Here is a 19,137-nt window from a genome sequence, read left to right on the forward strand (position 1 = left end):
GAAAACACTCTTTGACTTGATTCTGCCGTCTGCGGACGGCAGAACTCTGCGAGGCTCTTACCGCATAAGCCGCAGGAATACACGTTATCAACAGACTGACCGCGCCCAAATGGACGCGGTCTCTCTGTGAATGGTCTTTACAGGATCACCAGACCGTATTTTTTCCGCATCTGCTCCAAAAATGCATCCTCCAGCTCCTCGGTGCCGTCCCAGAAGGCCCGGCCCTGGAAGGCACGCAGGGCCCCCTCCAGCAGCTCCGGCACGTCGGTGGTGATGCACAGGGCGTCCTTGACCACATACTGGTTCTCGGCAAAGAGGGCCACGTCGTCCTCCTCCAGGATCTCGATCTTCAGAGCGCCCTGGGGGCAGTTCTCCTCGGCCTCCACGATGTCCTCCATCAGGTCGCTGGTGCACTCGATGGTCTCCCCCACGTCCACGTCGGGGGTGATGAAGCGGGCCTCGGTCTCGCTGGCGCAGGGGATCACGTCGGGGTCGTGCTCCACCGCGGGCAGGGCGGCAAAGTCCACCGCCGCCACGGCCGCCTTCAGCGCGGCGATGTGCTCCGGCGTGGTGCCGCAGCAGCCGCCGAAGATGCGCACCCCCGCCTCGGCCATGGCCTTGGCGTAGGAGGCAAACTCCTCCGGCGGGCAGTCGTAGACCGTGCGGCCATCCTCCATATGGGGCAGGCCCGCGTTGGGCTTGGCGATGAGGGGCACCTGGGCGTAGGGGGTGAGGCGGCGCAGCTGCTCCAGCATCCCGTCCGGGCCGGAGGAGCAGTTCAGGCCGAAGGCGCTCACGCCCATGCCCTGCATCACGATGAGGGCGGCCAGCACGTCGGTGCCCGACAGGGTGCGCCCATTCTCGTCACAGGTGAAGGTGACGAACACCGGCTTATCCGACACGCTCCGGATGGCCAGGACGGCCGCCCGGGCCTCGGGCATGGTCATGGTGGTCTCCACCACGAAGAGGTCCACCCCGGCCAGCTCCAGGGCCAGGGCCTGCTCGGTGTAGACGGCCACCAGCATCTCAAAGGTGTAGTCCCCAAAGGGCTCGATGAATTTTCCGGTGGGGGCCATGTCGCCGCCCACCAGGGCCTTTCCGCCGGCGGCCTGCCGGGAGAGGGCCACCAGGCGGCGGTTGTACTCGTCCACCTTGCCGCTCAGTCCGTGCTCCTCCAGCTTGACGGCGTTTGCCCCGAAGGTGGGCGCCAGGATCACGTTGGACCCCGCCGCCACATACTCCCGCTGGAGCTCCACCAGTACCTCGGGGTGCTCCAGTACCCACTGCTCCGTACAGGCGCCGGCGGGCATCCCGCGCTTCAACAGCTCGCTGCCCGTTGCGCCGTCCAACAAAAGGGGCAGGGATAAGGGAATGTTGTCCATGAAATAAATTCCTCCTCACAGATAGGCGTCTTCCCGCGCCGGGGCGGGAAGGCGATAGGCTGCTTTGATTCGCAGATAAGTATATACAAATCCCCGCTCAAAATCAAGCGCAACCTCTTGGGGGAAGGGTGTCGAAGTGTTTCGACACTCTTCTCAAAAATGCAAGCATTTTTTCGAGGGGGATGCAGGCCGCTGCGTCGCACGCCCCTTTGGGGCGCACGCTTGCGGCCTGAGCAGAGTGTTTTCCGACGTACATGCCGCCGGAAAACACGATTTGACCCTCTTCCGCCGTCTGCGGACGGCGGAACTCTGCGAGGCTCTTGCAGCAAACACCGCAGAAATACACTTTATGGACAGACTAAGGCCGGAGTCCACAGAGGACTCCGGCCGATGAGCGTTATTCCTGGGCGCGCAGGCTGCCCTTGGCGCCGTGATAGATGGGTTTCCACTCCACCCGGCGGACCAGCGCGGCCACCGAGATGGGCACATAAGTAAACATGAAGATGGGGAAGGTGAACAGATAGAGCACCTTCTGGGCGGGCGCCACCTGGATCTTCTTCCACTCCGTGGCCGTGGTCACCACGCCGAAGAGGAACAGGCCCAGGTAGAAGTTGACCACCGCCATACCCAGGAAGCCCATCGTCTCGTCGATGACCAGCTTCGCCATATAGGTGGTCTCATTCAGGCAGGCCACCAGAACGATGGCGTTGAAGACGATGCCCAGCAGGGTCAGCAGCATGCCGGGGGCCACCGTCATGAGCATGTCATAGCAGGAGAAGCCCCGGCGTCTGCCCTTGAAGCAGTTCTTCAGCAGGCCCAGGCCGTACTTGAAGTCCACCTGGTAAAATCCCTTGGACCAGCGCAGACGCTGATCCCAGGACTGCTTGAAGGTGACGGGCTGCTCGTCATAGATGACGGCGTCCTCACAGTAGCCGATGCGCTTGCCCTGGATGGCGCAGTTGACCGAGAACTCGATGTCCTCCGTCAGCAGGTGGAAGGGCCAGCCGCCGTTCTCCTCCACCAGCCGGGCGGAGACCAGGAAGCCGGTGCCCGACACGTGGCAGTTGGTGCCCAGCGCCATACGGGGACCGCTGAGGAAGCGGGCCTCCCGCAGGAACCACAGGCCGTAGCCCGCGGAGATCCAGTTGTCTCCGAAATTCTTGGAGTTGCGGTAGCTGGTCAGGGCGTCGTACTTGCCCGAGTCAAAGGTCCGGTTCATGGCGGGGACGAAATTGGGGTCCACGTGGTTGTCGGCGTCAAAGACGAAGAAGCCCTCGTACCCGGTGCGCCCCTCCGCCTTCAGGCGGTGGAACAGGTAGTCCATGGCGTAGCCCTTGCCCACCTGGACCTTGTTGAAGCGCTCGTAGACGATGGCGCCCGCCTTCCGGGAGACGGCGGCGGTGTCGTCGGTGCAGTTGTCGGCCACCACGTACACGTCCAGCAGCTCGGCCGGGTAGTTCTGTCTCTTGAGATCTTGAATCAGATCTGCTATGACATTGGACTCGTTGCGGGCACAGATGACTGCCGCGTACCGGTGCTGCCGCACCTCCTGCTCCAGTGCGCGCCGCTTGCGGCGGGTCAGGCCGATCACCAGGTACACCAGCTGATAGAAATAGGCCAGCGTCAGAATCACCGCCAGCAGCAAATTGAAATCTCTGACAAATGAAAGCATATCCATTCCTCATATCCGTGGGATCGGAGATCCCGTTTCCTACAATCACTTCTTCGGGGTGTTATAATAGCACCTTCTGAAAATATTACAAGTGTTTTACCCACTAATTAATAAATTGTTAAGAAACTTTTTTTATTTCATTCATACAAAAGGCCCGAATTGCATTTTAATTTCTTCGGTTTTCGTTACTTTCTACCCAGTTTTCCCGCCGAAAAAATGCACCCTCTTTTGTAAAAAAGAGGGTGCATTTCACACTTTTGTAACATTTCCCCGGGGGGATTACATCTTCTCGGGGGCGCTGACGCCGATCAGGTTCAGGCAGTTGGCGATGACCAGGCGCACCGTGTCGGCCAGCTTGAGCCGGGCGGAGAGCACCTCGGGGGCCTCGCCGCGGATGTAGCAGGCGTTGTAGAACCGGTGGAAGTCGCCGGCCAGGGAGAGCAGATAGCGGTTGATGCGGCTGGGATCGTAGTCCCGCACCGCCAGGTGAATCTCCTCGGGCAGCTGGGCCAGGTTCTTGATGAGGGCCTTCTCCTCGGCAGTGGCGAAGACGGCGGCGTCCACCGCGGCGGCGGCGGGCACGCAGGAGCCCTCCTCGGCCAGACGGGCCACCAGGGAGCAGATGCGGGCGTGGGCGTACTGGACATAGTACACCGGGTTCTCGCTGTCCTCCCGGACGGCCAGGTCCAGGTCGAAGTCCACCGGGCTGGTGGAGGAGCGGGAGTTGAAGAAGTAGCGGGCGGCATCCACGCTCACCTCGTCCAGCAGGTCGTGCAGGGCGATGGCCTTGCCCGAGCGCTTGGACATCCGGACGGGCTTGCCGTCCTGGAGGAGGTTGACCAGCTGCATGAGCACCACCACCAGGCGGTGGGAGCCGTCCAGGCCCAGGCCGTCCAGGGCGGCCTGGAGGCGGGCCACATGGCCGTGGTGGTCGGCGCCCCAGATGTTCACCGCCACGTCGAACTTGCGCTCCTCCAGCTTGTTGCGGTGGTAGGCGATGTCAGCGGCGAAGTAGGTGTAGAAGCCGTTGGCCCGGCGGAGCACGTCGTCCTTCAGGTCCAGCTTGTCCACCTGCTCCTGGGTCTTGCCCTCGGCCAGGAACTTCTTCTTGAGCAGTTCCGTGGTGTTGAGCCAGAGGGCCCCGTCCTTCTCATAGGTCCAGCCGTTGTCGGCCAGCATCTGCACGGTCTGGGCCACATAGCCGCTGTTGTGGAGAGTGGACTCAAAGAACCACTCGTCGTACTCGATCTGATAGCGGGACAGGTCGCTCTTCATCTTGGGGATGTTGACCGACAGGCCGTACTGGCTCATGGGCTCCAGCCACTGGGCCTCGTCGGCGTCCTTGAAGGCGTCCCCGTGCTGCTCATAGAAGCCCTGGGCCAGCTCCTTGATGTCGTCCCCGTGATAGCCGTTCTCGGGGAAGGGGAAGCCCTCCTCCCCCAGGAGGATCTGCATGTAGCGGGCGTGGATGGACTCGGCGAACTTGTGGATCTGGTTGCCCGCGTCGTTCACATAGAACTCCTTCCAGGTGTCAAAGCCCGCGCGCTTGAGGACGTTGGCCAGGGAGTCACCCAGCACGCCGCCCCGGGCGTTGCCCATGTGCATGGGACCGGTGGGGTTGGCGGAGACGAACTCCACCATGACCTTCTTGCCCCGGCCCTCGTCGCTCTTGCCGTACTCCATGCCCTCGGCCTCGATGTCGGAGAGCACGTCGCCGTACCACTTGGAGCCCATGAAGAAGTTCAGGAAGCCGGGGCCGGCGATCTCGGCCCGCTCAAAATAGCTCCCCTCCAGGTCCAGATGGTCCACGATGGCCTGGGCGATGGCCCGGGGGGCCATGTGCATGGCCTTGGCTCCCGCCATGGCAAAGGAGGAGGCGTAGTCGCCGTTCTTCACATCCTTGGGGATCTCCACGGTGGCCTTTACTTCCACCCCGGCGGGCAGGATGCCCTGGGCGGCGGCCTTCTCATAGGCCGCCTGGGTCAGTGCGGACACCTGTTCCCGGGCCGCTTGAATCATATTGGACATAGCTTATTCCCTCTCATCTGTATCAAATTCAATGGATCGACGGTGATCCCCACCGCCCGGCCTCACCGCCGGGCCTGGCGGATCTGGATATCAAAGGTATTGCGCCCGGCCAGGGCGTGGTCCAGCTCAATGTCATAGACGATGCGGATCTGGCCCCCCTGCTCATCCAGGGCGGCGGAGAGCTCCCGGGTGTTGACCCCCATGGCCAGCGCGCCGTACGGGGTGTCATACATGGACAGATGCCGCCGTCCCAGCTCAAAGACCATCTCGGAGTTCACGCCCCCCAGGCGCATCAGGGTGATGCGCTCGGGCTCGATCTGGAAGGTGGTCAGGGTCCCCTCCAGCCCGGTGACCTCGCTCTCCTGGTAGCTGAGGGTAAAATGTCCCTCGTCCTCCCGCTCCAGCCGGCCCTCGGTCACCAGCTCGATGACGTCGTCCTCCTGCTGCTCGTAGGACTGGGTTCCCTTGATGGAAATGATCACGTTGTTCTCGCTCATGGTCGGCCCTTCTCTTCTCAAAATGATCCGGGGCGGCTGCCCACGGCATGTCGCACTATTATACTATGGATAAAACCGACCTGTAAAGCCCCGAACCGGGTCAAAACTGCCCAATATCCACCTGTGCTACCTCTCCGGTCACATCCTGACGGAGAAAAATGGAGGCCAGCCGGGCGAAGTCCTCCACGCTGTCGCTGACAAAATAGCGGCTGCTCCCCTGCTCCCGCTGGGCCAGGGCGTCCTGGGCCTCCAGCTTGCGGGCCACCTCCCGGGCCCCCTCGGCTCCGGCGTTGATGAGCCTCACGTCCGGCCCCATATAGGCGGAGATGACCTCCTCCAGCAGGGGGTAGTGGGTGCAGCCCAGCACCAGGGTATCCACCCCGGCCTCCTTCATGGGGGACAGGTACTCCTCCACCACGGTCTCGATGACGATATCCCCCCGGTGGAAGCGCCCGTTTTCCACCAGCGGCACAAAGAGGGGGCATGCCTTGGACAGGATGCGCGCCCCCGGGTGGAGGGCGGAGATGTACCGCTCATAGGCCCCGCTGCGAATGGTGGCCTGGGTGCCGATGAGTCCGATGGCATCGCTCCGGGTGGCCCGGGCGGCGGCCCGGGCGGCGGGCTCCACCACACCCATGACGGGGATGGGATTCTCGGCGGCCAGCAGGTCCAGCGCGGTGGTGGACACGGTGCCGCAGGCGATGACGATGGCCTTGAGGTCAAAGGTGCGCAGGAAGGCCACATCCTGCCGCGCGTATTTGCGAATGGTCTCCTTGGAGCGGCTGCCGTAGGGCACCCGCCCGGTGTCTCCGAAATAGACGATATCCTCCCCGGGCAGCAGGCGCATCAGCTCCCGCACCGTGGTCAGGCCGCCCAGGCCCGAATCGAATACCCCAATGGGCTTCTGGTCCAAAACAGATCCCTCCCGGCCGCACACGGCCAACGGTATTTCGCCGGCCCGCCAGATGCGGCGGACCGGCGAGGTCATACTTTTTCTCTAATATCATATGCGAAAGGACCGGCCCTGACAAGTCTTTTTTTCATTTGTGTGAATTCCTGTCCCACCCGTTTGACAACCATCGCAAAAGCACTATAATATAATGACAAGAGCGGGTGCTCTCCCGCTCCACCACCGCACAGCGAGGAGGTTACTGACATGAAGCTGGAACTGACGACCAAGCAATTCCGCCGTCTGTTGGATATGGCCTATATCGGCAACTGGATCCTCAACTCTACCCGGGGCGACGACCGCTTCAAAGACTATGACGACGTGGAGAGCCTGCTCTTTGCCAAAGCCCGGGAAGAGGGAATGGGCATCCTGGCCGAGGACTGGAAGGGCGAAGTGGTCCCCTCCCGCGCCTTTGCCGAGGGCGGCATTCACGAGGCCATCATGGAATATGAAAACAACGTCTTTTTCGACATCCTGGCCGAGGATCTGGCCCGCCGGGATATGGACGACGTACCCATTGACGAGTCCAACTATGAGGAGCTCAACCGCCGGATTGACGCCTATATCGCCGAATTCGACCAGCACGGCACCGACAACATCCTGGTGGACAGCGACACGCTGCCCTGAGCGTGTCGAACTGGTTCGACACGCTTCTCAAAAACGCAGCGCGTTTTTGAGAAGGGATGCAGGCCGCCGCGCGCATGGCCAGAGGGCCACACACTTGCGGCCTGAGAAGTGTGTTTTCCGACGTACATGCCGCCGGAAAACACGCTCTCACTTCATTCCGCCGTCTGCGGACGGCGGAACTCTGCGAGGCTCTTACGACCAAACGCCGCAGAAATTTACGCCATCAACAAACTGAGCGGACGGAATCTTTCGATTCCGTCCGCTCTCTTTTCTTATCTGGATTGTTTCCATTACAGTCCCTGCACGAAGCTCATGGGCACATAGGTCACGCCGTTCTGGGTGTAGGGGGCGGCGGAGAGCTCCACCTCCTGGCCATTCTTGACGGCCGTAGCGCTGCCCGCCTTGAGGGAGATCTTGTCGCTGCCCTTGGTCAGGGTGATGGCGCCGTCGGCGGCATTCCAGCCCACGGTATAGCCCTTGAACTGGGCGGCCTCCCGCAGGGCGGTGGTGGCCTCAAAGGTGACCGGGGTCTTGCCGCTGCTCAGGCCGTTGTTGTGGGTCACCACGGTGAGGAGCTCGGCATACAGGTGCTCGGCGTTGGCCATCTGCTCCTCCACCATCTCCTCGGCCAGCGCGGTCACATAGGCGTCGCCCTTGGCCTCGTCCTGGGCGTAGAGGGTCTTGGCCTGCTCGCCCGCCTGCTCCATCTCGGCCTGCATCATGGCCTCCTGGAGCGTCCAGTAGTCCTCCACGCCCTGGGTGTAGAGGGTCCGGTCGGTATCCGCCAGGCCGCAGATCTGCTTGAAGGTCCAGTAGACGGAGTTGTCGGTGTAGATGGCGCTGTCGGTCTTCCAGGCGTCGGCGGTATCGGTGATGCCGCTCAGCTCAGGCAGGAACACGGAGTGCTCCGCGCCGCCGGGGGCCACCCAGGTCACCGCCGCACTCTGGGTGGGATAGTCGTCGTGGATCTGCACGATGTGGGTCTCGGGAGTGGTGGAGACGGCGATGGCCCGCATGCCCTCGTTGCCGGGCAGGTCGGCGTCATACTCGGTGCCCTCGTACCGGTTCCGGTAGATGCCCATGACGTCGTCCAGCGTCACCTTCTCGTCGGGGGTGTAGAAGAGATCATAGAAGGTATCGCTGTCGTACGCTCCCACGCTGGAGGGGGCCAGGACCTTGTGGCCGATCCAGGTCCGCATGTTGTTGCCGTCGCTCCGGGTCTCGTCGGTGATGGACTTGGCCAGATGATACTTGCCGTCCTCCTTCACCGCCAGGCCCAGCTCGTCGATGGTGGAGAAGAGCTCATCCGAGAAGATGTAGCCCTCAGTGGCCGCCGGGTCCACCAGGCCGATCATGAACTGGTTGCCGTAGACCGCCACCGCATCGGCGGGCATCTTCATAGCGGCATACTGGTGGCCGCCGTAGATCTCCACGATCCAGGCCTCGTTCTGGTCGGCGATCATGACGATGTTGCCCTCAGCGGAGCCGTACTCGTCCACGATCTTCAGCAGGTTCTCCACGCCCTCCTTGGCGGTGGCGGAGCAGCAGGCCACCGCCGCGGGGAGGACGGCCTCCCGCAGGCCATTCTCCACATAGGGATCGGCCTCTTTCCACGCCGCGCAGGGGGAGGCGGAAACCGTACCGGTGACCGACACGCCCATCTCATTGCTGCACACCGCGGGATACACGCCGTCCCCGGCGGTGGAATAGTCGCTCATCATGGTGTACTGATAGGTGGTGGCGGGCAGAGGCATCTGGAAGCCGTTGATATCCTCCAGCACCCGGCCGGGCTGGTTCTCCACATGGGGGACCACCTTGTGGACCTTCTGATAATCCGAGGGGCTGATGTCCTCGCTGCGGGCAATGATGGTGGTGCCGTCGGCGCTGGCCTCTTTGCCGACATACAGGCCCGTGCAGGCCAGGGCGCTCACATTGCTCAGAGCTACGGTAGCCGCCAGGGCGGCGCTGAATACTTTTGCAGTCTTTTTCATGATCAGTTCCCTCTCTCAAATTCGCTTTGATGAATAAATTCTGAATGAGCTTGGATTTATTTTTGAATTTATTCACTTTATTCTTGATTTCGTGAATATTATTTCATATCTATCCCGATTTGTCAAGCCCCAACGTAAATATTTTTGCATAAAAAACCGCCACCCATTTTGGTGGCGGTTGTCTGCTTTTTGAAACCGGGCTTAGATCAGGTCCAGCTCCTCCAGCCAGGTCCACAGGGGGATGACCTCATCCTTCTCTCCGGGGGCGGTGGGGATGGCGGCCTGGGTGGGAACGGAATCCACCTTCCAGGCGCCATCCACCCGGCCCAGATAGCGCCCCGCCAGGGCCAGCGTGCCCTCGGCGTTCTGTCCGTCCCGCCGGGCGGTCAAGGTGAACTCCACCGGATTGGTCCCCTCCGCCCGGATGCGCAGGTCCAGCGCGGCGGAGGTCAGCTTTTCCCCGCTGCACTCGGCCCGCAGGGAGAAGGACACATCGGGCGCGCTTCCCAGCGCGGAGAGGGTATCCAGCAGGGAGCCCTCCTCCAGCAGGCCCAGCTCTCCGGCCCGCTTCCCAATCGTAAGGGTGGTCTGCTCCAGGGTGTAGACGGTGCGCTCCCCGCTGCGGGTGACCCGGAAGTTCTCATCCCCCAGGAGGGCCTGGAGCCACAGGCTGCTCTCCTGCAAGGCGGCCGCACCATAGCCGTAGCTGTACAGTCCGTCGCTCTGGTAGAACGTGGTCAGCAGCGTTCCGATCGTGAGGGGCTCCCCCGCAACATCGGGCAGGGGGTCCCCCTCCAGGGCCACCCAGGTATCCTGATAGGCCTCGGGCAGGCTGCTGCGGAAGTAGAGGTTCCCCTCATCGGCGTCCATGCGCACCTCCAGCCGGGCGCCGTTCAGCTGCTGGAGCAGATCGGCCGCCTGGTCCGGCAGCTGGGAAAAGAGGGTCTCCTCCATGCCGCCGGCGTCCAGATCCAGGGTGATGGAGGCGTCCATGGCCCGTCCGTCTCCCCGGTAGAGCCCCTCTCCCGTCAGGGCAAGGGAGGCGGTGTCGTGCTTCTTCTCCCCGTAGAGGGTCCCCGAGAGCTGGAAGGAGGTTTCGCTCTCATACACCGTGTCCGCCTCATAGGCGGAGGCGGCCGCCAGCAGGGCGTTGAGGTGGGTGAAGTGGCTGTCCACCTCTTCCCGCAGGCTCTCCCAGTCGGTCAGATAGACCAGGCTCAGGTAGTCGTCCCACTCCACCTCCAGGCCCAGGGTCCGGGCGGCGGCGCGCACGGGAAGGTAGACCCGCCCGTCCTCTATGTAGGGCTCCCCTACCTCTTCCTCCAGCAGCTTCTCCCCCTGGTTCCAGCGCAGGACGGTATCCCCGGCGGCCAGGGTGACGGTGGTCCCGTCCTCCCACGCGGCGGTGAGGGTCCCCTTTTCATAGGAGACCTCTGCCCCCGCCGCCTCATAGAATCCCCGGAAGGGGACCAGCGTGCGTCCGCTCACTGCCCGGGGCGCGCAGGAGCCAAAGTCCATCCAGGTCCCGTTCCAGTTGACGTTGATCCCGTCCGGGTAGGGCAGCCCCAGCTCTTCCCGCAGCTCATCCAAATAGGAATCCTCGTCCCCCCACAGGGACTCCCCGTAATAGTCGGTGTACCAGCCGTTCAGGTCGGTGTCATACTGGTCCACCAGCGCCCAGGCGTGGCTCTCATAGGCGCCCCAGTAGCTCCACCACGCATCCTCGCTCCAGCCGGCGGCCTCCCGGCGCTGCTCCTCCGTCCAGGTGTTCCAGGGGCCGTACGCATCAAAAAGCGCCTGACCATCCGCGCCCCCCTGGGCCTCGATCACCACCACGCCGGTCCCGCCCAGGGCATCCGTTACATCGGGCACGGCCACGGCGGCCGCCTGGGCGGGGACCATCCCCAGCAGCACAGCGGCGCTCAGACAAAGACTCAGCCTTCGTTTCATGGTACTTCCCTTCCTTTCTCTATTCCGTCTGTGTTCCGGGGAGGGGCTCCTCCAAAAAGAGCCGCCGTGCTCCCTCCGCGCTGCGCAGCCGCCCGGCTGCCTTCCGCTGTTGGTTCCCCAGGGCCGAGATGAGGCCCCCCAGATTGGAGAGGGCCTGCGTGGTCCCCGCCTGGGCCTCCTTGATGCGGCTCTGCACATACCAGTCGGCGAACAGGCCGTCCATCCAGTAGTCGGCAAAGACCGCAAAGGAGCTCAGCTCCACCTGGGGCACATGGACCGCCTTCTGGAGCGCGGTCATCTGGCTGCGCAGCCGCTCCAGGGCATATCGGGCCGACTGGGCGGCGTGCTGGGCGTCATCCAGGTGGTCGTGCTTGGCCATGGTGCTCAGCAGTCCGCCCCCCAGCAGGTCCACCGTGCCCCAATTGCGGGCGTGGTCCAGGCTGCCGCTCATCCGGCGGATGGATGCCCGGGCCGACTGGGCGGCCGAGAGGGCCCGGCTCAGCTCCCGCTCCAGGTTGTACAGGGCGTTGCGCTCCCGCTCCAGGGTGCGCAGCCGCTCCCCCAATTCCCCCGGGTCCTCCCGCAGAAGGTCGGCCTTTTCCCTCAAAAGTTCCTCATAGCGCCGCTCCAGCCGCGTCCGCTCTTCCGCGGGACCGGCCAGGCGCTCCATCTCTTCCCGGGCCTCCTCCTGGACCCGCCGCTTCTCCTCGTAGTTCGCCCGCTCCCGCTCCAGGAGGGTACGGCACTCCGCCCGGGCCTCCCGCCCCTGCCGGGTCAGGCGGGCGTGCAGGCCGGAGGGCCCCCAGCCCTCCAGCTCCTCCAGCTGACCGGAGAGCAGCAGGACATAGTCCCAGGCCCGTCTGCTCTCCTGCTCCAGGGCCTCATGGCGGCTTCGGGCCTCCTTCCAGGCGTCCTCCGCCCCCTGGGCCGCAGCGATCCCGGCCCGGGTGTCCGCCAGCTGCTGTTCCAGCTCCTGCCAGGTCTTTCCCATGGTCCCCCCTCCTTCCGTCCGGCGGGCCGCGCCCTCCTCTGTTCTCTTTCAGTATACGCCAGTCGACAACATCTGTCCATATCCACCCACTGGACGGACCGCTCTTTTTGGAGTAAAATGGGAGGTATCTCTTGACAAAGGAGTCTCTTATGGATACCATCACCTCTCTTTTGGCCCGGGAGCTGGGCCGGGATGAGGGCCACGTGGCCAACGTGGTCCAGCTCATCGACGAGGGAAACACCATCCCCTTCATCGCCCGCTACCGCAAGGAGCTCCACGGGGCCATGGACGATACCACCCTGCGCACCCTGGCCGACCGGCTCCAGTACCTGCGCAATCTGGACAAGCGCCGGGAGGAGGTCCGCGCCGCCATCGACGGCCAGGGCAAGCTGACCGAGGAGCTCTCGGCCGCCATTGACGCCGCCGCCACCCTGGCCGAGGTGGAGGACCTCTACCGCCCCTATAAGCAGAAGCGGCGCACCCGGGCCACCGCGGCCAAGGAGAAGGGACTGGAGCCTCTGGCCCAGGCCCTGTTCGCCCTGGGCGGGGCCGTGGACCCCCGGGCTCTGGCGGAAGGGTATGTCAACCCGGAGAAGGGCGTGGAGACGGTGGACGACGCCCTCCAGGGGGCCAGCGACATCCTCGCCGAGGTCATCTCGGACGACGCCGCCCTGCGCAAGAGCCTGCGGGACCTGTACCTCCGCCGGGGGACGCTGGTCTCCCGCGCAGCGGAGAAGGAGCCGGAGGACAGCGTCTACCGGCTGTACTACGACTTCCGCGCCCCCGTGGGCAAGGTCCTGGGCCACCAGGTGCTGGCCATCAACCGGGGCGAGCGGGAGGACATCCTGAAGGCCGGGGTGGAGCTGGACGGCGAGACCGCCCGCATCGCGGTGCGCCGGGCGGTGGTGCCCGGCCGGGCGGCCATGGACTTTGTCCGCGCCGCGGCGGACGACGCCTGGGACCGGCTCCTCAAGCCCTCTCTGGAGCGGGAGGTGCGCAATCTCCTCACCGAGCAGGCCAACGAGGGGGCCATCCACAACTTCGGCCTCAACCTCAAGCCCCTGCTCATGCAGCCCCCGGTGAAGGGCAAGGTCACCATGGGTCTGGACCCGGGCTACCGCAACGGCTGCAAGGTGGCCGTGGTGGACGGCACCGGCAAGGTGCTGGACACCGCTGTGGTCTATCCCACCTTCAGCGAGCGGAAGAAGCGGGAGGCCATGGACACCCTCAAAACCCTCATCCGACGGCACGGGGTGGTCCACATCGCCATCGGCAACGGCACCGCCAGCCGGGAGACCGAGCTCATGACCGCCCAGATGCTCCAGGAGCTCCCCGCCGGGCAGGTGCGCTACATGGTGGTCAGCGAGGCGGGGGCCAGCGTCTACTCGGCCTCCCAGCTGGCCGCGGAGGAGTTCCCCGACTATGACGTGAACCTGCGCAGCGCCGTCTCCATCGCCCGGCGGCTCCAGGACCCCCTGGCCGAGCTGGTGAAGATCGACCCCAAGGCCATTGGCGTGGGCCAGTACCAGCACGATATGCCCCAGGCCCGGCTGGACGAGACCCTCCGGGGCGTGGTGGAGGACTGCGTCAACGCCGTGGGGGTGGACGTGAACACCGCGTCGGCCCCCCTTCTCACCCAGGTGGCCGGCCTCAACAGCACCACCGCCCGCAATGTGGTGAAATACCGGGAGGAAAACGGCCCCTTCACCGCCCGGCGGCAGCTGCTCAAGGTGCCCAAGCTGGGCCCCAAGGCCTTTGAACAGTGCGCCGGCTTCCTGCGGGTGCCCGAGAGCCAGAGCGTACTGGACCACACCGGCGTCCATCCCGAGAGCTACGCCGCCGCCCAGAAGCTGCTGGAGCTGTGCGGCTACACCCTCTCCGACGTGGCGGCCGGGACCCTCTCCCAGCTGAACGAGCGGCTGGATGCCTATGGCCGGGAGGAAGCCGCCGCGGCCTGCGGCGTTGGCCTGCCCACCCTGGAGGACCTGGTCAAGGAGCTCCTCAAGCCCGGCCGGGACCCCCGTGACGAGCTCCCGCCCCCCATCCTGCGCACCGACGTGATGGAGCTGAAGGACCTGAAGCCCGGCATGGAGCTCACCGGCACGGTGCGCAACGTCATCGACTTCGGCGCCTTCGTGGACATCGGCGTCCACCAGGACGGCCTGGTCCACATCTCCCAGCTAGGGGTGGACCGCCGGGTCAAGCACCCCTCCGAGGTCCTCTCGGTGGGGGACGTGGTGACCGTCTGGGTCAAGGAGGTGGATGTGGCCAAGAAGCGCATCTCCCTGACCATGCGCCGGCCCAAATAACCGCCCCTTTGATCCCAAACCCGCTATTTCCCCGGAAAGGAGCCTTCCATGATCCTCACCTTTGACGAGACCGGCGCCATCCTGGACGAGCTGGCCGACAGTCTGCCCCCGGATTTTTACCGGGAACTCAACGGCGGCGTCTCCCTCCTGCCCGAGGAACTGCCCGACCCGGCATTTCCCGGGGAAGCCCTCTATATTTTAGGGGAATACTGCCACGACCAGATGGGGCGGTATATCAACCTCTATTACGGTTCCTTCGCCGCTCTGGCCCGGGCGGAGGGCTGGACGCAGGAGGACTGGGAGGAGGAGCTCTATACCACCCTCCTCCACGAGTTCACCCACCACCTGGAGGGTCTGGCCGGGGAAAACGGCCTGGACCGCAAGGACGCCGCCCTTCTGGAGGAGCTGCGCGCCCAACTCTCCTGAATCCTCCAAACACGCACAAAAGCGCCGTGACCAAACCGGTCACGGCGCTTTCCATTTGTATTGAGCGGTTACAGCGCCAGATCCACGCCGAACTGCCGGGCCATATCCCGCAGGCCCTCCCCCACTTCTTCCCGCTCAAAGCCGCCTGCCTTCAGATCGGCGTCGGAGAAGCGGTTCAGGTGGACATAGAAGTCCACCGCGATCTCCAGATAGCGCAGATCGGAGGGGTCTGCCTCCTCATAGAGCAGATCCTCCGCCTCATTGAGGTGGTTTTCCTTGAGCAGCTGATCCAGGGCAAACCACAGGCCGTCCGCCTTGGCGTCGGCCTCCAGTCCGCTGGGGGTGTAGTCGGTCCCGGTCTTGCGCAGGACCAGGTGTGCGATGGTGGTGGCCAGCGCGTCGGTGGAGCGCACCAGATAATCGTCCTTCAGCATCCTTATGCTCCTCTCTTGAAATTATCTTAAAAAGATACTTGACTTTTATTTTCGTATATGGTATCTTACTAAGAGTCAAGAACATTTGTTCTTTCCAGCTATGAAAAAACGCCCCGCCGATTGGCAGGACGCTTTTGGTGGAGGAGGGTGGATTCGAACCACCGAAGCTAACGCAACAGATTTACAGTCTGCCCCCTTTGGCCACTCGGGAACTCCTCCATATGAACTTTTCAGCCCCTCATTAGGACGGTGGAGCTGGTGGACGGACTCGAACCCCCGACCGGTTGATTACAAATCAACTGCTCTACCAACTGAGCTACACCAGCAAATCAGCTCGTCCACAACGATGCTTAGTTTACCAGACGAATCCCGATTTGTCAACAGTCTTTTTCAAATTTTTTAAAATTTTTTTCACACAGGGAAAGGAGGGGGTTTTATGCCCGTCCCCATCCGGCTCGACCCGCTGCGGGACCTGCAGCGCCAGCCCCCCGCGGACTGGTGCCGCCGGTGCGGCGCGGAGCTCTACGGCGAGGAGCGGGAGCTCTGTCCCGCCTGCCGACCCCAAAAGGAGGAATGGATATGGGAGAACCCCGCTACCGCCGGGGCCGGGCCTTTGCGTCCGATATGGCGGTCTACACCCGCACCATCAGCTCGGACAACGGTGCGGAACACCAGCGCCTCAAGCGGAATCTGATCCGGGCCCTTCAGGAGGAGGTCACCCCCCTCCAGCGGAAATACCTGCTTCTCTATTATAGTGAGGGGCTCAATATGCGGGAGATCGCCGACCGCTTCGGCGTGGAGCGCTCCACCGTCTCCCGCACCATCCACCGGGGGGAGGAGCGCCTGCGCCGGTGCCTGCGCTACGGGGCGGCCGCCCTGCTGGCCCGGAGCGGGTGATTGCCCCAGCCCCCGGTCTGTGTTACAATCAGAGGGAACACCGTCTATCTCAGGAATGCACAGGAGGAATCCCCATGTCCTATCAAGCCGTACTCTTTGACTTTGACTTTACCCTGGCCGACGCCTCGGAGGCCATCGTGGCCGGATTTGAGCACGCCTTCCGGCAGATGGGCCATCCCGCCCCCGATCCCGCCGCGGTCCGGCGCACCATCGGCCTGGTGCTGGAGGACGCCTACACCCAGCTCACCGGCCAGGCCGATCCCGAGGCCCGGGCCCGGTTCCGCGCCCTTTTCTCCGAGGTGGCCGTCCCCATGCAGATCAAGGTGACCCGGATGTTCCCCGGCGCCGCCGAGCTGCTGCGCGCCCTGCACGAGGCCCACATCCCCGCCGCCATCGTCAGCACCAAGCGCGCCTCCACCCTGCGGGAGGTGCTGGGCGCGCGGGAGCTGCTCCCCCTGCTGGCCTCCATTACCGGCGGCGAGGACGTCACCCATCACAAGCCCCACCCCGAGGGACTTCTCAACGCCATCGCCGCCCTGGGACTCACCCCCGGTGAGGTCCTCTACTGCGGCGACACCGTCATCGACGCCGAGGCTGCCCAGCGCGCCGGCGCCCCCTTCTGCGCCGTTCTCAACGGCACCACCCCCGCCGATGCCTTCGGCGCCTTCCCCAGCGTCCACATCGCTCCCGACCTGGTGGAGCTGCGGCAGTGGCTGGGGCTCTGATCCCTTCGTCCACAGTGCACAACACAGAGGCCCCGATCCGGCGGGCCTCTGTGTTTTTTTGCCTACGGCGGACATTTCGACGACAAACCACCCAGTTTTGTCTTTCTATCAAGTACACATCCCCCTCTTTCTTTACAAACTCTTTACTGATGTTTGCAGGACTCCTTTACAAAAAATCCGTTATACTGACAGCGTCCTGAAGAAAGGAAACAAAACTTTAGATTGTTTGGATAGGAGATCGAAGAACATGAATAAACTCTTTTCTCTTGCTTTGACCGGTGCTCTCTCCATTGGCCTGCTGGCTGGATGCTCCTCCGGCACTGCCACCACCCCCGCTCCCGACGGCGAGAGCAGCGCCGCTCCTTCCGCTGAGCAGACCACCACCCTCTCCGGTGTGGTGAACACCGACGGCTCCACCTCCATGGAGAGCGTCATGGGCGCTCTGGGCGAGGCCTTCATGGAGCTCAACCCCGACGTGACCGTGGGTTACAGCGGCACCGGCTCCAGCGCCGGCATCACCGCCGCTCTGGACGGCACCGCCGACATCGGTCTGGCCAGCCGTGACCTGAAGGATTCCGAGACCGGCGTCGAGGCCATCACCGTGGCCAAGGACGGCATCGCCATCATCGTCAACCCCCAGAACCCCGTTTCCGACCTGTCCATCGAGCAGATCGCTCAGCTCTTCACCGGTGAGATCACCAACTGGTCCGAGGTGGGCGGCAACGACGGCACCGTGGTGCCCATCGGCCGTGAGGCCGGCTCCGGCACCCGCGACGGCTTCGAGTCCATCACCGGCACCGAGGACGCCTGCAAGTACACCAACGAGCTGACCTCCACCGGCGAGGTGATCGCCAACGTGGCCTCCAACCCCAACGCCATCGGCTATGCCTCCCTCTCCGCTGTGGATGACACCATCAAGGCCATCACCGTGGGCGGCGTGGCTGCCACCGAGGAGACCGTGCTCGACGGTACTTACGCCATCCAGCGTAACTTCAACTTCATCATCAACAGCGACAAGGAGCTGTCTGAGGCGGCCCAGGCCTTCGTGGACTTCGCTACCTCCGCCGATGCCTCCGACCTGATCACCGGTGCCGGCGCCGTGCCTCTGGCCTGATCCATACCCCCGATCCTGATGAACTCCCTCCGTCGGAGTGTCACTGTGGAGCGACCGCGAGGCGGGTGACCCCGCCCCGCGGTCTCCCCGCGCGCGGCACCCGGAGAGAGTTTTTTGAATGTCTTCCGGCCTCCGGCCGGATTTTGAAGAAAGGTGGAACCCATCCAAATGGACGAACATCTCAGCTATGTGCCCGGCGCGGAGCAGACCGCGCCCAAGCCGCAGCATAGAAGCCCCCTGCGCGTCATGGAGTGCGTGATGCATGCTCTCTTCCTCTTGTGCGGCCTCATTGCCATTGCTTTCGTGCTCTTTATCAGCTTCTATCTGATCCTCTCCGGGCTGCCCGCCATCCGCACCATCGGACTGACGGAGTTCCTCTTCGGCCAGACCTGGGCCTCCACCGCCGCAGAGCCGCAGTTCGGCATCCTGCCCTTCATCCTCACCTCCATCTACGGCACCGCAGGGGCCATCCTGCTGGGGGTGCCGGTGGGCTTCCTCACCGCCGTGTTCCTGGCCAAGGTGGCCCCCCGGAAGGTGGCCGCCGTGGTGCGCCCCGCCATCGACCTGCTGGCCGGTATCCCCTCGGTGGTCTACGGCCTGATCGGCATGATGGTGCTGGTCCCCGCGGTGCGGGAGCTCTTCAACCTGCCCGACGGCGCCAGCCTCTTCTGCGCCATCATTGTGCTGGCCATCATGATCCTGCCCTCCATCGTCAGCGTCTCTGAGACCGCGCTCCACGCGGTACCCAAGGAGTACGAAGAGGCCAGCCTGGCCCTGGGCGCCACCGAGATCGAGACCTATTTCCGCGTCTCAGTCCCCGCCGCCAAGAGCGGCATCGCCGCCTCCATCGTCATGGGCATCGGCCGCGCCATCGGCGAGGCCATGGCCGTCATCATGGTGGCCGGCAACGTGGCCAATATGCCCTCCCTCTTCTCCTCGGTCCGCTTCCTCACCACCGCCGTGGCCAGTGAGATGAGCTATGCCGCTGTGGGCTCCCTCCAGCAGCAGGCTCTCTTCTCCATTGCGCTGGTGCTCTTCCTGTTCATCATGCTGATCAATGTGATCCTCAACCTCCTGCTCAAGTGGAAGCGGGAAGCCTGATCCGGTCCCCCGGCTTGGATTTTACGGAAAGGAATGATATACTA

At 63.8% G+C, this 19,137-nt stretch carries 16 protein-coding genes and 2 tRNA genes; 7 read left to right on the plus strand and 11 right to left on the minus strand.

Annotated elements, in window-relative coordinates:
* Window positions 1-137: 137 nt before the first annotated feature.
* From GPK94_RS10820 to murI, 5 genes are all read right to left on the minus strand, one after another.
* Window positions 138-1,382, minus strand: a complete 1,245-nt coding sequence (locus GPK94_RS10820) for a homocysteine S-methyltransferase family protein (RefSeq protein WP_101693671.1) — start codon at window positions 1,380-1,382, stop codon at window positions 138-140.
* Window positions 1,383-1,779: 397 nt separating this feature from the next.
* Window positions 1,780-3,054 carry a glycosyltransferase family 2 protein gene (locus tag GPK94_RS10825; RefSeq protein ID WP_346728022.1) on the minus strand — a complete coding sequence of 425 codons (1,275 nt, stop codon included), beginning with the start codon at window positions 3,052-3,054 and terminating at the stop codon, window positions 1,780-1,782.
* Window positions 3,055-3,333: 279 nt separating this feature from the next.
* A complete protein-coding gene (argS, locus tag GPK94_RS10830) occupies window positions 3,334-5,082 on the minus strand; it encodes an arginine--tRNA ligase (RefSeq protein WP_215655778.1) in 1,749 nt (582 codons plus the stop codon).
* Between the two features lie 62 nt (window positions 5,083-5,144).
* Window positions 5,145-5,579 carry a DUF1934 domain-containing protein gene (locus GPK94_RS10835; protein WP_101693674.1) on the minus strand — a complete coding sequence of 145 codons (435 nt, stop codon included), beginning with the start codon at window positions 5,577-5,579 and terminating at the stop codon, window positions 5,145-5,147.
* Window positions 5,580-5,679: 100 nt separating this feature from the next.
* Entirely contained in the window at window positions 5,680-6,492 is an 813-nt protein-coding gene (gene murI, locus GPK94_RS10840; RefSeq protein ID WP_215655779.1) for a glutamate racemase, read from the minus strand.
* Between the two features lie 243 nt (window positions 6,493-6,735).
* On the opposite strand from murI, the gene GPK94_RS10845 reads away from it, so the two are divergent.
* The gene (locus GPK94_RS10845; protein WP_101693676.1) at window positions 6,736-7,155 is read left to right on the plus strand and encodes a hypothetical protein; all 420 of its coding nucleotides are present in this window, start codon (window positions 6,736-6,738) and stop codon (window positions 7,153-7,155) included.
* Between the two features lie 290 nt (window positions 7,156-7,445).
* Here GPK94_RS10845 and GPK94_RS10850 read toward each other — a convergent pair whose 3' ends face one another.
* The 3 genes from GPK94_RS10850 to GPK94_RS10860 form a co-directional block, all read right to left on the minus strand.
* Window positions 7,446-9,146 carry a C69 family dipeptidase gene (locus tag GPK94_RS10850; protein WP_101693677.1) on the minus strand — a complete coding sequence of 567 codons (1,701 nt, stop codon included), beginning with the start codon at window positions 9,144-9,146 and terminating at the stop codon, window positions 7,446-7,448.
* A gap of 201 nt (window positions 9,147-9,347) precedes the next feature.
* Window positions 9,348-11,096, minus strand: coding sequence for a copper amine oxidase N-terminal domain-containing protein (locus GPK94_RS10855; RefSeq protein ID WP_215655780.1), 1,749 nt, complete (start codon window positions 11,094-11,096; stop codon window positions 9,348-9,350).
* 19 nt (window positions 11,097-11,115) lie between these two features.
* On the minus strand, window positions 11,116-12,087 hold the full coding sequence (locus GPK94_RS10860; RefSeq protein ID WP_215655781.1) for a hypothetical protein: 972 nt from the start codon (window positions 12,085-12,087) through the stop codon (window positions 11,116-11,118).
* A gap of 149 nt (window positions 12,088-12,236) precedes the next feature.
* Here GPK94_RS10860 and GPK94_RS10865 point away from each other — a divergent pair, with 149 nt between their 5' ends.
* Window positions 12,237-14,396 (plus strand): Tex family protein, encoded by a 2,160-nt coding sequence (locus GPK94_RS10865; protein ID WP_215655782.1) that lies wholly within the window; start codon window positions 12,237-12,239, stop codon window positions 14,394-14,396.
* A gap of 48 nt (window positions 14,397-14,444) precedes the next feature.
* The gene (locus GPK94_RS10870) at window positions 14,445-14,822 is read left to right on the plus strand and encodes a metallopeptidase family protein (protein ID WP_195278434.1); all 378 of its coding nucleotides are present in this window, start codon (window positions 14,445-14,447) and stop codon (window positions 14,820-14,822) included.
* Between the two features lie 68 nt (window positions 14,823-14,890).
* Here the strand turns inward: GPK94_RS10870 and GPK94_RS10875 are convergent, their stop codons facing one another.
* The 3 genes from GPK94_RS10875 to GPK94_RS10885 form a co-directional block, all read right to left on the minus strand.
* Entirely contained in the window at window positions 14,891-15,256 is a 366-nt protein-coding gene (locus GPK94_RS10875; RefSeq protein ID WP_215655783.1) for a DUF6483 family protein, read from the minus strand.
* Window positions 15,257-15,391: 135 nt separating this feature from the next.
* Window positions 15,392-15,475 (minus strand) — tRNA-Tyr (locus GPK94_RS10880).
* 31 nt (window positions 15,476-15,506) lie between these two features.
* Window positions 15,507-15,582: transfer RNA gene (locus GPK94_RS10885), tRNA-Thr, on the minus strand.
* A 253-nt stretch (window positions 15,583-15,835) separates the two neighbouring features.
* On the opposite strand from GPK94_RS10885, the gene GPK94_RS10890 reads away from it, so the two are divergent.
* The 4 genes from GPK94_RS10890 (at window position 15,836) to pstC (ending at window position 19,093) form a co-directional block, all read left to right on the plus strand.
* On the plus strand, window positions 15,836-16,153 hold the full coding sequence (locus tag GPK94_RS10890) for a sigma-70 family RNA polymerase sigma factor (protein WP_243207873.1): 318 nt from the start codon (window positions 15,836-15,838) through the stop codon (window positions 16,151-16,153).
* A 74-nt stretch (window positions 16,154-16,227) separates the two neighbouring features.
* Entirely contained in the window at window positions 16,228-16,878 is a 651-nt protein-coding gene (locus GPK94_RS10895; protein ID WP_101693683.1) for an HAD family hydrolase, read from the plus strand.
* Window positions 16,879-17,125: 247 nt separating this feature from the next.
* Window positions 17,126-17,992: a phosphate ABC transporter substrate-binding protein gene (locus tag GPK94_RS10900; protein ID WP_186962890.1), complete on the plus strand. Its 867-nt coding sequence runs from the start codon at window positions 17,126-17,128 to the stop codon at window positions 17,990-17,992.
* Window positions 17,993-18,238: 246 nt separating this feature from the next.
* A complete protein-coding gene (gene pstC, locus GPK94_RS10905; protein WP_235964190.1) occupies window positions 18,239-19,093 on the plus strand; it encodes a phosphate ABC transporter permease subunit PstC in 855 nt (284 codons plus the stop codon).
* Window positions 19,094-19,137: the final 44 nt, after the last annotated feature.

Origin of the sequence: Pseudoflavonifractor sp. MCC625 (assembly GCF_018784545.1) — a bacterium.
Lineage (GTDB): Bacteria > Bacillota > Clostridia > Oscillospirales > Oscillospiraceae > Pseudoflavonifractor_A > Pseudoflavonifractor_A gallinarum.